The organism is Hymenobacter sp. UV11, from assembly GCF_004684095.1.
Taxonomy (GTDB): Bacteria; Bacteroidota; Bacteroidia; order Cytophagales; family Hymenobacteraceae; genus Hymenobacter.
Genome location: NZ_SRII01000012.1, coordinates 74,145 through 87,832 on the forward strand (window position 1 = coordinate 74,145; position 13,688 = coordinate 87,832).

Here is a 13,688-nt window from a genome sequence, read left to right on the forward strand (position 1 = left end):
AGTGAGCCAGGCCGCTGCTCCAGCAGGGTAGGGGTAGGCGGCGGCGGCGCTGAATACGGGCCCGGCTGCGGCTACAAAGTTTTCAGCTACCAACCTTCTAAGATACGGGGTAGCGCGCGTTATCTATTTCTGCGGGGCCGCCGTAGAACGGGGCCGGTGCCGGCCGCAGTAGCTGCCAGCCGGGTGGCCGGGCACGCTTTTCTCCCTTCTCTATTTTTATGCCTCTTCCTTCCTCCCTTATCGTCATTGGCACCTCGGCTGGCGGCATGCCTGCGCTCACCCGCCTGGTGGCGCAGCTGCCGGCTACGCTGCCCGCTGCTGTGCTGGTAGTGCAGCACCTGGCGCCCGACTCGACCGGCGAGCCGCTGGTGGCGCGGCTGGCCAGCCACACGGCCCTGCACTGCGAGCTGGCCACCAACTACGCGCCCCTACAGGCCGGCCACCTCTACCTGGCCCCGCCCAACCACCACCTGCTCACGAAAGACGACCACCTGCTCGTGACCCAGGGCCCGCACGAAAACAACTACCGCCCCGCCGCCGATGCCCTGTTCCGGTCGGCCGCCGTGGTCTTCGACTCGCATGTGATAGGCGTGGTGCTCACCGGCATGCTGCACGATGGCACGGCCGGCCTCGACTTTATCAAGCGCTGCGGGGGCGTGGCCGTGGTGCAAGACCCCGTCGAGGCCGAGTTTGCCAGCATGCCCGAGAGCGCCCTGCGCCATGTAGAAATTGACCACGTGGTAACGCTCGACGCGATGGGCCCGCTGCTGGTGAGCCTGGTGAGCCCTACCCCCCCTACCACTGCCGATGTCATGGAAATTCCCCCCGATTTGAAGCTGGAGGCGGCCATTGCCGAGCGCGTAGTGGGCACCACCGAGCAAATTGCCCAGCTTGGCCACCAAGTGCCCCTCACCTGCCCCGGCTGCGGCGGCTCGCTCTGGGAGCTGAATGCGGGCAGCGTGCTGCGCTACCGCTGCCACACCGGCCACGCCTACACCGCCGACTCCTTGGTTGAAAGCTCGCGGCAATCCATTGAAGAAACCCTGTGGGTGGCCCTGCGCATGATGGAAGAGCGCAAGAACCTGCTTAGCAGCATGGCCAGCCACGGCGACGCGCAATGGCACAAGCCCCAGTTGGAGCGCGTGGAGGAAATAAAGCGCCACATCAACCGCTTGCGCGAGTTTTTGCTCACTGCTGAGCAAAGCGATGCTGTGGTAGCGGCTCCCACTACCTAGGCAGCGCGGGGTAGAGCCACGCTTCTCGGTGTTGCTTACGTTCAGCAACGAGCCGCCGGGCGCACGGACTACAGCGGTTTCCAGGTCGGATATCCGGACTCGAAAACCGCTGTATGTCCGGAGCTTGCGCTGCCGTCACTTAATCACTGCGCAACCGCTTAATCAAGCAGCAGTAAACAGGGAGCTATATTTGGGCAAACTATTATGTGCTGATGACGATGCAAACCTTGTTTGAACAGCCCGGCTTTGCCGTTCTGCACGACACCGACAATTGCTGGCTGTATGCGACGTGGCAGGGCAAGCGTACCAGCCAGGCATCGCAAGCCTGCTGTGAAGCGCTACTAGCGCAGGTGCGCGCCACCGGCAGCACCAGAATTCTCAATGACAGCAGCCTCGACCTCGATGGCTGGAGCGATATTGTAGCCTGGGTAGGACAGGATTTTTTCGACCTGCTGGCCGACGCGGGGGTTTTGGCCTTTGCCTGGGTGGTACCGCACAACCTGCGCGCCCTCACCGATGTGTACAAAGTAATGGCAGCCATCACGCGCCCCGCCGTGAGCATGTTTGAGGATATAGAGGGTGCCTACACCTGGCTGGATAAATCGCCGGGCATCAGCCACGAGCCGGTAAGCTGCTAGCCGCAGCGCGCCCTTTGCTACCCCCTCGGAAACGAGAAAAGGCCGTTTTCACTAGGAAAACGGCCTTTTTAGTAGCGGGGACTGGACTCGAACCAGTGACCTTTGGGTTATGAGCCCAACGAGCTACCAACTGCTCCACCCCGCATTGTTTGGGAGTGCAAAGGTACGAAAAAAAGCCATTGGCGCAAACATGGCCGCATAAAAACAGCTCGTCGGGCGCTGACTAGCTGATAATCAAGCCCAAAAAGTTTGCCCGCCCGCTGCGGGCTATGGTCGCGCCTACCCCCTGGCCGCCCCGCCAGGGCGAGGCGGGGTACCTGTTTTTGGGCGGCTGGTAGCCGCTTGCGCTGGGTAGGCTGTGGCTAAACTGGCCCAGGCGCCCAGACAGCGCCTCGTGGCCCGGTCGGCCGGGCCGTAGTGGCCTACCTACCTTTAGGCCGGCTCAAGCGGCTACGATAATGGACTCTCTGCACGTGGATGATTTTTTGACTATCAGCTACCGGGCCGACCTCGATGTGCTGGTGGCGCGCTGGCTGCGGCCCATTGACCTGCCGGAGATGCGCCGGGGCTACGATGCCCTGCTGGTAGCGGCCCTGCAGGGCCGCCACCGGCACTGGCTGCTCGACGTGCGCCGCCGCCTCAACACCCACCTGCTGGGGGCGCAATGGATGGCAAGCACCTTTTTACCGCAGCTGGGCCCGCGCCTGGGCGGCCACACCCGGCTGGCCTACCTGCTGGCCCCGGAGTACCTGCGCGACGAAGCGGCCGACGCGGCCTTTCCGCCGCCCAGCTATTTTGTGGGCCAGCCCTTCGTGGCCGACCGCTTTACCGAGGAGCAGGCGGCCGTGGCCTGGCTGCTGGCGGCCAACCTAGCCCCCGGCGCGGCGGCGTAGCTTGCGCACTTATCACTGCCTACCCCCCGTATGTCGCCCAAACGCCCCGCTGCCCTGGCTTTCATCTTTGTCACGATTCTTATCGATGTAATCGGGCTGGGGGTTATCATCCCGGTGCTGCCCGCGCTCATCGAGCAGCTCACGGGCGAGGGCGTGAGCCGGGCCTCGCAGTACGCGGGGTGGCTGTCGTTTGCCTACGCGGCGGCGCAGTTTGCCTTTGCCCCGGTGATGGGCGGGCTGTCTGACCGCTTTGGGCGGCGGCCGGTGCTGCTGGCGTCGCTGCTGGGGCTGGGCTGCGACTACATCTTCCTGGCCCTGGCCCCCACCATTGCGTGGCTGTTTGTGGGCCGCGTTATCGCGGGCATTACGGGGGCCAGCTTTACCACGGCCACGGCCTACATTGCCGACGTGAGCCCGCCCGAAAAGCGGGCCCAGAACTTTGGGCTGGTGGGTGCGGCCTTCGGGCTGGGCTTCATTATCGGGCCGGTGCTGGGCGGGCTGTTTGCGCACTACGGGCCCCGGGTACCCTTTGTGGTGGCGGCCGTGCTGAGCCTATGCAACTTCCTCTACGGCTTCTTTCTGGTGCCCGAGTCGCTGCCCGTGGCGCAGCGCCGGCCCTTCGAGTGGGCGCGGGCCAATGCCGTAGCCTCCCTGGTGCGGCTGGGCAAGTACCCGCAGATAATCGGGCTGGTAGTGGCCCTGGTGCTGCTCTACCTGGCGGGCTCGGCCACGCAGTCGGTCTGGACGTTCTACACCATCCTCAAGTTTGGCTGGACCGAGAAGCTCATTGGCTATTCGCTAGGCGCGGTGGGCCTGGGGGCGCTGATAGTGCAGGGCGGGCTGGTGCGCACCGTCATTCCGCGGCTGGGCGCGGCGCGGGCCGTAGCGCTAGGTATAGTGTTCTATACTATTGGTTTCGTGTTGTTTGCATTTGCCAGCCAGGGCTGGATGATGTTCGCCTTCACGGCCGTGTATGCGCTGGGCGGGCTGGCGGGCCCGGCCTTGCAGGGCAGCATTTCGAGCCAGGTGCCGCCCACCGAGCAGGGCGAGCTGCAGGGCGCGCTCACCTCGCTCATTAGCGCCACGGGGGTAGTGGGGCCGCTGTTCATGACCAGTCTCTTTGCCTGGTTTACGCGGCCGCAGGCCCCGATTTATTTTCCGGGCATGCCGTTTCTAGTGGGGGGCGCCCTCACGCTGGCGGCGCTGCTGGTGGCGGTGGGGCCGCTGCGGCGGCTACCCCATGCCACCCTGGCGCCAGGGGCGGGGGTAGGGGCTGCCGCGCACTAATTTTCGTTTATTGGGCTGCGGTCCTGCTACCCGCCGCTAGCCGACCTGGCCGTGGCCACCGACTGCCGCTTCTGGCCAGGCGACCCGCGCCGCCGCGAGTCGCCGGGCCAGGAAACCAAGCGCGGGCTGCTGAAAGAATATTGGCCCCACGTAGCCCGGCACCCGGGCCAACAGTTGGGGAGGCCCCCGGCTATGCCCTGCCCCAGGCCTACGCGGGCAGTCCCTACAGCCTCGATTTTTTTGGCAGCGAAGACGAAGCTATTTACCGGCTATAGTCTTACTCGCCACTGCGCAACGTCAGTTACCAGCCCTCAACCGCGCCAGCTGCTGGGGTGGCATGGGGCTACGCAAGGGGGGTAGGGAAGAGCTACGGATGGGGAGGTGAGTAGCTAGCCGAAAAAACAGCGCTGTCGTCCGAAAATTTTTGGGAAGAAATAAGCCGCTTTTGAGGGTGCGAAATGGGTTTTTGGCAGCGGGCTGAAAAAAATGGGTGAGCAGGCATTGCCCTTATTACGAAACATTCGTAGTATTACGAAAAATTCGTAATGCCCCAGTATGGAACGCCTCACCCAACCCGAAGAAGACGCCCTGCGCGCCCTCTGGCACACCGGCCCGGCCTTTGTCAAGGACGTGCTGGAGCAGCTGCCGGCCCCGCGCCCACCCTACACCACCCTGGCCAGCACGTTGCGCAACCTAGAGCGCAAGCTGTACGTGCAGGCCGAAAAGCTTGGCAATTCCTTCCGCTACGCGCCGCTACTAAGCGCCGAGGACTACCAGCGCCGCTCGCTGGGCGCGCTGGTGCGCGAACACTTCCGCGACTCGTATAAGGAGCTGGTGTCCTTTTTCGCGAAGGAGGAAAAGGTGAGCGCCGCTGACTTACAGGAGATTATCCGGCTCATCGAAAACCAAAAGCCCGAGTAGTCATGGGCGTCCTCCTCGTGTATTTGCTGAAGGCCAACGTGGTGCTGGCCTTCTTCGCGCTGGCCTACTACGGGCTGCTGCGCCGGCTCACCTTCTTTGGCCTGAACCGCGCCTACCTGCTGGGGGCGCTGCTGTTTGCGGCCGTGTACCCGGCCCTGCCGGTGCCGGCGCTGCTGCCCGCCGAAGCGGGGCTGGCCATCCCGGTGGCCATCAGCCAGCCGGTGCCGCTCCGCCTGGCCAGCTTCTCGCCAGCCGGCGCGGGCACGGCCTGGCTGGTCATCATGGTGGCCAATGTATATGCGGCCGGCGCGGTTTTGCTGCTGCTGCGCCTGCTGGGCCAGCTGCTGAGCCTGGCACGGGTGCGGCTACGCTCGCGGCCAGCCGTGGTGCTGGGCCAGCCGGTGCGGGTGCTGGCGGGCGCGGGCGGGCCGTTCTCGTTCGGCCGCACTATCTACCTGAGTGAGAGTAGCCTGGCTGACCCGGCCGCCCTACCCCCCGCCCTGCGCCACGAGCAGGCCCACGTGCGCCAGTGGCATACCCTGGATGTGCTAGTGACCCAGCTGGCCACCGCCCTGGCCTGGGCCAACCCGGCTGCCTGGCTGCTGCGCCGCGCCGTGCTCGACAACCTCGAATACCTGGCCGACCAGGCCGCCCTGCGCACTGGCCTCGACCGCCGCGCCTATCAGTACAGCTTGCTGCACCAGCAGCCGGGCGGCGTGCCGGCCCCGGCCCTGGCCTTTCATTTCTCCTTTCTCACCCTCAAAAACCGCATCACCATGCTCAACCAACCCGCTTCTACCACCGCCCAGCTGGGCCGCTACCTACTGGCCGCGCCACTCGTGGTGGCGCTAACCCTGGGCTACGCCGGGGCGCGCGCCCAAACTGCGCCGGCTACTGCGCAACCAACTGTTTATCACCCAAATATTCCGGATAATGCCCTGTATTACCTGGATGGCCAGCCCAGCAGCAAGCAGGCCATGGGGGAACTTCCCGCAACCACTATTTTCGACATGGAAATCATCCAAGATGAGCCAGCTAAGATTAAGCGGGTTTTTGGGAATACCACGGCGACCAGCGCTGTTATCATCACTACAAAGGATAATGCCAACCAGCCGGCCGTGCTGGCCCTGCGTGAGAAGGCCGACTTGGGCTCGGCCTACGTGTACACCCCGGCGCAGGTGAATGCGGTGGTACCCAAGGCGCTGGCCTATATCACCGACCACTACCCCGATGCGCGGCTGAGCGGCCAGGTAATGGAGATGAAGAAAAAAAGCACCAGCGCCGTGAAATACCAGGTGCAGCTGGTGCGGGGCAAGCGGCCGTTCTACGTCTATTTCTCGCCGCAAGGCGATTTTCTGGGCGAGTAATCAGAAGTCAATCTTCTTTCCAGTTACTTGATAGCCAGTAAATTGGTCTGACGTAGTTTTTCATTGCCTTGACTCACCCTTTAAAATCTCCATTTTCCATGTTTACCCAACTCGCTTCGACTACCCGCTCGCTGGGCTGCTACCTGCTGGCAGCGCCTTTACTCCTAGCCTTGGTACTGAACTCGTCATGCGCGCAGAAAGTAGTGGCTCCCGTACCCACCGCCACGGTTGCAAATAGCCAAGCCACCAAAATGCCCACGGCTATTATCTACGTTGATGGCCAGCGCCAAGACTCCACCGCCCTGCGCAAAATTAACCCTGCTGATATTGCCAGTATAAATGTGGTGAAGGGGGAAGCTGCCCGTGCGTATGCTCCGACTGCTGATAAGCAAGGAATTATCTTCGTAACTACCAAGCAGAATCAGGACCGGGCCGACGTGGCGGCTTTCAATAAGTCATTTCCCCTGACGCCCGCCACGCCCGCGCAAAATGCCGCCGTGGCCGCCATTATGGCCTACATGACCAAAGCCTACCCCACCGCCAGGCTCGAAACGGTGGGCCCGCTGGAGGGAAGCTCTGACCGCTACCGCGCCACCTTCAAGCAAAGCGACCAGCGGCGGCAGTTGCTGTTCGACGGGCAGGGCCAGCCGGTGAAAGAGTAGCGCAACGCGCCTGCCGCAGCAAGCCGAGCACTTTCGCCACTGAAGTATACTTCAGTGGCGAAAGTGCTCGGCTACGGTGTTTAAACCGAGCTAACTAGCTTTCCCTTACCTTTGCAGCAAACTGGCTGTTAGCTTTATAATTACGAAAAGCTAATAACCTACATTTATTTGCTGAATGGTTGATACTACAAGCGTCTATACTGGCAGGCAATTGCACCCCGACTGCCATTTATGACGCACTATTTGCCGACCGAGCTACTTGAGCTCACTTATCGGGAAGACCTGGAGCTGCTGATGGGCCGCTGGCACTACCAGCCCGAGCTGGCCGAGCTGGCCGGTGCCTATGAGCGGCTCTACGATGCTTTTCAGCGCACCCAGGCGCGGCACTGGCTCCAGGATATTCGCTGCCGCACCCTGCCCGACCCGCACACTACGCAGTGGCTGATGTCTGATTTTTTTCCGGATGTGGCGCAGCAGCTGGGCCGGCAGCTGCGGGTGGCCTACGTGGTGGGGCCGGCGCTGCGCGGCCTTATTAACGCGGGCCCCGATTTCCAGCCCCTGTCGGCCTACGCGGGCAAGCCGTCGTTTGTGGTAAATTTTTTTGGCGAAGAACAGGCCGCTATTGCGTGGCTATGCGAAGCCTGAGCGGCGGCGAACTAGCTGCTACCCCCCCGGCGTTGGCCCAAGCAGGTGTAACTTGTTGCGGCGCGGGCCGCAGCAACGCCCGCCTCCTCTTAGCCTATGACGATGGTAGCGGACCGGCCGGCGGCAGCCGGGGTTTCTTCGACTGACTTTCCGGCCCTGGCCCAGGTGCGGGCCGAGCTGGATGCCTACAAGCACAAGTTTTACCTGAGCCTGCTGGTGCGCGGCGGCCTGGTGGCGGCGGCCCTGCTGCTGAGCTTGTTCGTGGTGTTCAACACCCTGGAGTATTTTCTGTACCTGCCGCCAGCGGTGCGGGCGGGGCTGCTGTTTGGCTTCCTGGCCCTGGTGGTGTACGCGGTGGGCCGCTGGCTGTGGCAGCCGCTGGCCGCGCTGGCCAACCTGCGCCGCTTGCTCAGCGATGAGCAGGCCGCCCGCCAGGTGGGCGACTTGTTTCCGCAGGTGCAGGACCGCCTCCTGAATGCCCTCCAGCTGCAAGGCCAGGCCCGCGGCAACGAGCTGCTGCTGGCCAGCCTGGAGCAGCGCGCCGCCCAGCTGCAAGGCGTATCGTTTGCGCAGGGCATTGATATTCAGCAGCAAAGCCGGCCGCTGTGGAAGTACGTGCTACCCCCCCTGGCGGTGCTGCTGCTGGCGCTGGCGTTTTTTCCGAGCTTCATTACCCAGCCCACCAGCCGCATCTGGCACTACCAGCGCCACTACTCGCGGCCCGCGCCGTTCGATTTTGTGGTGAAGAACAAAAACCTGACGGTCTTTAAGGGGGAGAGCTTTACGCTGGATGTGGCTGTGGCCGGCAAGGCCGTGCCCGCCAGCCTGAGCCTGCTGGCGGCGGGCGGCCCCGAGCGGCCGCTGGCCAAGGTACCAGGCCGGGCCGGCGAGTTTCGCTACACCTTCGAGCAGCCGGCCAGTGACGTTATGTTTCAGCTCAGCGGCGCGGGCTTCGTGAGCGATGAGTACCACCTCACGGTGCTGGAGCGGCCCGATTTGCGCGACTTCACTGTGCGGGTTTCCTACCCCCCCTACACCGGCCGGCCCGCCGAAACCATCCGCAACGGCGGTAACCTGACCGTGCCCGAGGGCAGCCAGCTGCGCTGGGAATTCAGCACGGCCGCCACCGAGGCGCTGGCCCTGCGCTTCGATAATCCCGCCGAGCTGGTGCAGGCAACTCACCAGGGCGACAGCTTCGTGGCCGAGCGCCGGGCGCTGCGCTCGCAGCCCTACCTAGTGCAGCTGCGCAACGCGGCCAGCGCCAATGCCAACCCCATCAGCTACCAGCTCACGGTGGTGCCCGACGCCTATCCCACCCTCACGGTGGAAGCCTTCGCCGACACCACCGCCCAGCGCTACCTGGCCGTGGGCGGCACCGCTACTGATGACTACGGCCTCACGGCCCTGCGCCTGCACTACGCCGTGTACCGCGGCCAGAGCAAGCAGCCGGCCAGCAGCAGCCAGCGCGCCCTACCCCTGCCCAGCGGCGCGGGCGGCACCTACGCCTACACCTGGAACCTGGCCGCGCTGAATTTGCAGCCCGGCGACCGCCTCGAATATTTTGTAGAAGCTGCTGATAACGACGGTATTCATGGCTCGAAGAGCACGCGCTCGCGGCCCTTGGAATATCGCCTGCCCAGCCGCCGCGAGCTCGATAAGCAGCTGGCTTCGCAGGCCAACTCGGTGGCCAGCCAGCTGAGCTCGGCGGCCAAGCAGAGCAAGCAATTGGAGCGCGAGCTGGCCCAGAGTCAGGACAAGCTCAAGACCAAGCGCGACATGAGCTTTCAGGACCGCAAGCAGCTCGAAGACATGCTCGACCAGAAGCAGCAGCTCGACCAGCAGATGCAGCAAATGCAGCAGAAATTTGAGCAGTTGCAAAAGCAGCAGGACCAGCAGAGCCCCAAAAGCGAGGAGATGGCCAAGAAGGCCGAGGAGTTGAAAAAGCTGATGAACGACCTGCTCGACCCCGAAACCAAGAAGCTCTACGACAAGCTGCAAAAGCTGCTGGAGCAGCAAAAGCAGCCCGACGCCGAGATGCAGAAGCTGCTCGCTCAGCTCGAAAACAAGGAAAATACCTTGCAGAAAGAGCTGGACCGCGCCCTCGAAATGTTCAAACAAATGCAGTTTGAGCAAAAGGCCGAGCAAACCGCCGACCGCCTGGAGCAGCTAGCTAAGGAAGAAGAAAAGCTGGCCGAAAAAACCGCCGAGAACGACAAGGAAAACCCCGCCAACCAGCTCAACAACAAGGAACAAAACGCCAAGAACCAGGAACTTCAAAAAGAGCAGACCCAGAAGCGCCAGGAGTTTGAGGAGCTGAAGAAAGACATGGCCGACCTCAAGCAGCAGGACAAGGAAATGGGCGACCAGAACGACATGGACGAGCAGAAGCCCGACCAGCAGCAAACCGACCAGGACATGCAGGACGGCGAGCAGCAGCTGAGCAAAAACCAGAACAAGAAAGCCAGCCAGAGCCAAAAAGCTGCCGCCGAGCGGATGAAGAAAATGGCCAAGAAGATGAAGGACCAGATGAGCGACGACGAGCAGCAGAAGGCCCAGCAAAACATCGACGACCTGCGCGACATCCTCGACAACCTGGTCACGCTCAGCTTCGACCAGGAGAAATTGATGAAGGACTTCCGGGCCGTGGACCAGAGCGACCCGCGCTTTGTGCAACTGGGCCAAACGCAGCGCAAACTGCGCGACGACGCCAAAATTATCCAGGACTCGCTCTACGCCCTGGCCAAGCGCGAGCCGCGCATTCAGAGCTTCGTGACCCGCGAGGTGGGCGAGATGAATGGCCGCATGGACGAGTCATTGACCCACATTAAGCAGCGCGATGTGCCCCGCGCCACCGCCACCGAGCAGCAGGCCATGACCAGCGTCAACAACTTGGCCCTCATGCTCTCCGATGCCCTCAAGCAGATGCAGCAGGACTTGCAGCAGATGCAGGGCAAGGGCCAGGGGCCGCCCCAGCCCGGCAGCGGCAAGGGTAAGAAAAAAGGCAAGGGCAGCTCGCCCGGCCCCGGCAGCCTGGGCAAGATGCAGCAGCAGCTCAACGACCAGATTCAGCAGCTGCAGCAGAGCGGCAAAACCGGCCGCGCCCTCTCGCAGGAGCTGGCCCGCCTGGCCGGCCAGCAGCAGATGCTGCGCCAGGCCATGCAGCAAATGGACCGCGGCCAGCCCGGCGGCAAACCGGGGGGTAAGGATGGCAAGGCAGGCGGCAAGGATGGCAAAGAAGGCGAAAAGGACGGCCAGGGCGGCGGCGGCAACGCCGCCGAGATGAAGAAAATGATGGAGCAGACCGAAACCGACCTCGTTAACAAGCGCCTCACCGAGGAAACCATTCAGCGCCAGCGCCAGATACTGACGCGCCTGCTCGAAGCCGAAAAATCGGCCCGCGAGCGCGACCAGGATACCAAGCGCGAGGCCCAGGCCGCTCAAAACCACTCGCCCGTATTTCCGCCCGCGTTCAACAAGTACAAGCCCGCCGGCCAGGAGCAGCAAACCGAAATGCTGCGCCGCCAGCAACCCACCCTCACACCTTATTATCAGCAGAAAGTAAGTGAATATTTCCAAAAAACCCGGTAGGTAAACCGCAACCTTACTTCTAGTCGTACGTAGAGGCGGGTTGCTACCTTTTCTGATTAGGCCGTATTGCGCCAAGTGGCCGAAAACCACTGCACTACAAGATTAGCTGCATTTTCGCCCGTCGTTTTCTACTTTTGCCGTTCCGCTTACTGCCTGCTCCCTTATTTACTCGCACTTCCTGTATGAAGCAAGTTAAAATTCAGATTCCATCGCTCGTGGAAAACATCCGCGTCGTGGAGAGCTTCATTGACAACTCCAAAGACACGTTCCAGATTGAGGATGATATCTATGGAAACATAATGGTAGCGGTGACGGAAGCGGTAAACAACGCCATTCGTCACGGCAATAAGTTCGACAAAGACAAGAACGTGTACCTCTCGCTCTACGTGAACCCGAATCAGCTCAAGTTTGAGATTGAGGACGAAGGCGCTGGCTTTGACTTCACTAACCTCGACGACCCCACGGCGCCCGAAAACCTGGAGAACCCTGGCGGGCGCGGTATTTTTCTCATCCGCCACTTGGCCGATGAGGTCGAATTCAGCAAGGATGGCCGCCGCCTGGAGCTAACCTTTGCCCTGCACCCTAGCACCGAAACCACCGAGCAAGCCGCCGCATGAGCGTAGCTACCACCGCCGGCGTGCGCTATTTTGAGGCGCCCGGCATTGAGTTTGTCGTCGAGGATGTGCCCGAGTTTGGCCTGCACGACGCCGAGGACCTCGTGGCCTGGGTCGAGCGCATTGCCGTGGTGCACGAGTATCGCATTGCGCAGCTCACGTTCATCTTTTGCTCCGACGACTACCTGCACAAGCTGAACGTGGAATACCTCAACCACGACACGCTCACAGATATTATCACCTTTGATAATGCCGACGACGCGGAGGTGCTGGAGGGCGATATCTTCATTAGCGTGGAGCGCGTGGCTGACAACGCCAAAGACCTGAATATCAGCTTTCGCGACGAGCTGCACCGCGTCATGATTCACGGCGTGCTGCACCTGCTGGGCTACCACGACAAGGACCTGCTGAGCCAGACGGCCATGCGCCGCAAGGAAGACTACTGCCTGTCGCTGCGCACTTTTTAGGGGGTAGAGCGCCTTTTACCCGCATGAGTATCGCGCTTTCCCGCCTGCCCGGCGATTTCCTGGATTATTACCTCGGGCAGGGCTACTACCGCATGGGACAGAACCTGTTCACCTGCGAGTTCCTACCCCTCGACAGCGGCCTGTATACCACGCACTGGCTGCGCCTAGCGGTGGCCCACGTCGCCTACGGCCCCAAGCAGCGGCGCCTGTTCCGGCTCAATGAGCGATTTAAAGTAACCAGCCGGCCCTTTCAGTTGCGGCCCGAATACGAGGAGCTGTACGCCCGCTATTACCAGTCGATTGATTTCGACGCTAACCCCTCGTTGGCCGACCTGCTGCTGGAAGGCGGCACACACAACGTATTCGATACCCACGTGCTGGAAGTGCGCGACGGCGAGCGGCTTATTGCGGCCGGCGTTTTCGACAGCGGCACCGATAGCATCGCGGGCATCGTCAATTTTTACGACCCCGACTACTACAAGCACAGCCTAGGCAAGTACCTGATGCTGCTCAAGCTAGAGCACGCCCGCCGCCACCAGCTGGCGTATTACTACCCCGGCTACCTGGTGCACAATTACCCCAAGTTCGACTACAAGCTCTTCGCCTGCCCGGCCGCCACGGAGGTATTCAATGCCCGCACCCACCAGTGGCGGCTCTTCAATTGGGAAGAAGTAAATCGGCAAGCCGCCGAGCTGCTGGCTGAGCGCCAGGAGCGGGACTTGGCGGAAGAGGCGGAATAGCTTGGCAGATTAGAACGTCATGCTCATCTGGCGTCCGCTTGTCGAAGCATCTTGCTCGCTTCGTTGGATTACTACTCCCAACGAAGCGAGCAAGATGCTTCGACAAGTTCAGCATGACCGTCTGACGAATGCCCACCCCAGCCCTACCCCCCATGCTACGCCTCATCCGCACCTCTTCCGAAAACTCTGATTTTCAGCAGCTGGTGCAGCTACTCGACCGCGACCTGGCGGCGCGCGACGGCGACGAGGCTACCTTTTACGCCCAATACAACAAGATTAACCTCATTCGCCACGCGGTGGTGGCCTACGAGGGCGATGAGCCGGTGGGCTGCGGCGCCTTCAAGGAGTTTGGGGCCGACGCGGTGGAAATCAAGCGGATGTATGTGCGGCCCACGCACCGGCAGCGGGGCGCGGCGCGGGCCGTGCTGACCGAGCTGGAAAGCTGGGCGCAGGAGCTGGGCTACCCCGCCACCGTGCTCGCAACCGGCCGCCGCCAGCCCGAGGCCATTGCGCTCTACGAGCGCTGCGGCTATGCCGCTACCCCCAACTACGGGCAGTACGTGGGGGTAGCTAATAGCGTGTGTTTCCGCAAGTCGCTGAGCCAGTAAGTGGCGCGCAGCTTTTTGTGGCG

The 13,688-nt window shown here is 62.3% G+C and carries 13 protein-coding genes and 1 tRNA gene; 13 read left to right on the forward strand and 1 reads right to left on the reverse strand.

The features are described 5' to 3' along the window. Positions 1–218 precede the first annotated feature (218 nt). The gene (locus E4631_RS20705; RefSeq protein ID WP_133655780.1) at positions 219–1,235 is read left to right on the forward strand and encodes a chemotaxis protein CheB; all 1,017 of its coding nucleotides are present in this window, start codon (positions 219–221) and stop codon (positions 1,233–1,235) included. A gap of 212 nt (positions 1,236–1,447) precedes the next feature. After that, positions 1,448–1,873, forward strand: a complete 426-nt coding sequence (locus E4631_RS20710; protein WP_135318635.1) for a hypothetical protein — start codon at positions 1,448–1,450, stop codon at positions 1,871–1,873. Positions 1,874–1,945: 72 nt separating this feature from the next. Here E4631_RS20710 and E4631_RS20715 read toward each other — a convergent pair. Beyond that, positions 1,946–2,018, reverse strand: a tRNA-Met gene (locus E4631_RS20715). A gap of 313 nt (positions 2,019–2,331) precedes the next feature. On the opposite strand from E4631_RS20715, the gene E4631_RS20720 reads away from it, so the two are divergent. The 11 genes from E4631_RS20720 to E4631_RS20770 all read left to right on the forward strand — a co-directional run bounded on the left by E4631_RS20720 (position 2,332) and on the right by E4631_RS20770 (position 13,665). Further along, a complete protein-coding gene (locus tag E4631_RS20720; RefSeq protein WP_133655778.1) occupies positions 2,332–2,766 on the forward strand; it encodes a hypothetical protein in 435 nt (144 codons plus the stop codon). A 30-nt stretch (positions 2,767–2,796) separates the two neighbouring features. Then, complete coding sequence (locus E4631_RS20725) at positions 2,797–4,053, forward strand: TCR/Tet family MFS transporter (protein ID WP_133655777.1); 1,257 nt, start codon at positions 2,797–2,799, stop codon at positions 4,051–4,053. Between the two features lie 555 nt (positions 4,054–4,608). Continuing rightward, on the forward strand, positions 4,609–4,974 hold the full coding sequence (locus E4631_RS20730) for a BlaI/MecI/CopY family transcriptional regulator (protein WP_133655776.1): 366 nt from the start codon (positions 4,609–4,611) through the stop codon (positions 4,972–4,974). A gap of 2 nt (positions 4,975–4,976) precedes the next feature. Next, positions 4,977–6,341 carry a M56 family metallopeptidase gene (locus E4631_RS20735; RefSeq protein WP_133655775.1) on the forward strand — a complete coding sequence of 455 codons (1,365 nt, stop codon included), beginning with the start codon at positions 4,977–4,979 and terminating at the stop codon, positions 6,339–6,341. Between the two features lie 98 nt (positions 6,342–6,439). After that, on the forward strand, positions 6,440–7,003 hold the full coding sequence (locus E4631_RS20740) for a hypothetical protein (protein WP_133655774.1): 564 nt from the start codon (positions 6,440–6,442) through the stop codon (positions 7,001–7,003). 231 nt (positions 7,004–7,234) lie between these two features. Further along, on the forward strand, positions 7,235–7,648 hold the full coding sequence (locus tag E4631_RS20745; RefSeq protein WP_133655773.1) for a hypothetical protein: 414 nt from the start codon (positions 7,235–7,237) through the stop codon (positions 7,646–7,648). Between the two features lie 96 nt (positions 7,649–7,744). Then, positions 7,745–11,236 (forward strand): DUF4175 family protein, encoded by a 3,492-nt coding sequence (locus E4631_RS20750; protein ID WP_240735113.1) that lies wholly within the window; start codon positions 7,745–7,747, stop codon positions 11,234–11,236. 182 nt (positions 11,237–11,418) lie between these two features. After that, on the forward strand, positions 11,419–11,853 hold the full coding sequence (locus E4631_RS20755; RefSeq protein WP_133655772.1) for an ATP-binding protein: 435 nt from the start codon (positions 11,419–11,421) through the stop codon (positions 11,851–11,853). Then, on the forward strand, positions 11,850–12,317 hold the full coding sequence (gene ybeY / locus E4631_RS20760) for an rRNA maturation RNase YbeY (RefSeq protein WP_133655771.1): 468 nt from the start codon (positions 11,850–11,852) through the stop codon (positions 12,315–12,317). The genes E4631_RS20755 and ybeY overlap by 4 nt, the downstream gene beginning before the upstream one ends. A 23-nt stretch (positions 12,318–12,340) precedes the next feature. Then, on the forward strand, positions 12,341–13,057 hold the full coding sequence (locus E4631_RS20765; protein WP_240735115.1) for a GNAT family N-acetyltransferase: 717 nt from the start codon (positions 12,341–12,343) through the stop codon (positions 13,055–13,057). Positions 13,058–13,209: 152 nt separating this feature from the next. Further along, a complete protein-coding gene (locus tag E4631_RS20770) occupies positions 13,210–13,665 on the forward strand; it encodes a GNAT family N-acetyltransferase (RefSeq protein ID WP_133655854.1) in 456 nt (151 codons plus the stop codon). Positions 13,666–13,688: the final 23 nt, after the last annotated feature.

What these genes read in the sequence shown, in the direction of transcription:
- E4631_RS20705 (WP_133655780.1), top strand. Translation starts at nt 219, where the DNA reads ATGCCTCTTCCTTCCTCCCTTATCGTCATTGGCACCTCGGCTGGCGGC.
- E4631_RS20710 (WP_135318635.1), top strand. Translation starts at nt 1,448, where the DNA reads ATGACGATGCAAACCTTGTTTGAACAGCCCGGCTTTGCCGTTCTGCAC.
- E4631_RS20720 (WP_133655778.1), top strand. Translation starts at nt 2,332, where the DNA reads ATGGACTCTCTGCACGTGGATGATTTTTTGACTATCAGCTACCGGGCC.
- E4631_RS20725 (WP_133655777.1), top strand. Translation starts at nt 2,797, where the DNA reads ATGTCGCCCAAACGCCCCGCTGCCCTGGCTTTCATCTTTGTCACGATT.
- E4631_RS20730 (WP_133655776.1), top strand. Translation starts at nt 4,609, where the DNA reads ATGGAACGCCTCACCCAACCCGAAGAAGACGCCCTGCGCGCCCTCTGG.
- E4631_RS20735 (WP_133655775.1), top strand. Translation starts at nt 4,977, where the DNA reads ATGGGCGTCCTCCTCGTGTATTTGCTGAAGGCCAACGTGGTGCTGGCC.
- E4631_RS20740 (WP_133655774.1), top strand. Translation starts at nt 6,440, where the DNA reads ATGTTTACCCAACTCGCTTCGACTACCCGCTCGCTGGGCTGCTACCTG.
- E4631_RS20745 (WP_133655773.1), top strand. Translation starts at nt 7,235, where the DNA reads ATGACGCACTATTTGCCGACCGAGCTACTTGAGCTCACTTATCGGGAA.
- E4631_RS20750 (WP_240735113.1), top strand. Translation starts at nt 7,745, where the DNA reads ATGACGATGGTAGCGGACCGGCCGGCGGCAGCCGGGGTTTCTTCGACT.
- E4631_RS20755 (WP_133655772.1), top strand. Translation starts at nt 11,419, where the DNA reads ATGAAGCAAGTTAAAATTCAGATTCCATCGCTCGTGGAAAACATCCGC.
- ybeY (WP_133655771.1), top strand. Translation starts at nt 11,850, where the DNA reads ATGAGCGTAGCTACCACCGCCGGCGTGCGCTATTTTGAGGCGCCCGGC.
- E4631_RS20765 (WP_240735115.1), top strand. Translation starts at nt 12,341, where the DNA reads ATGAGTATCGCGCTTTCCCGCCTGCCCGGCGATTTCCTGGATTATTAC.
- E4631_RS20770 (WP_133655854.1), top strand. Translation starts at nt 13,210, where the DNA reads ATGCTACGCCTCATCCGCACCTCTTCCGAAAACTCTGATTTTCAGCAG.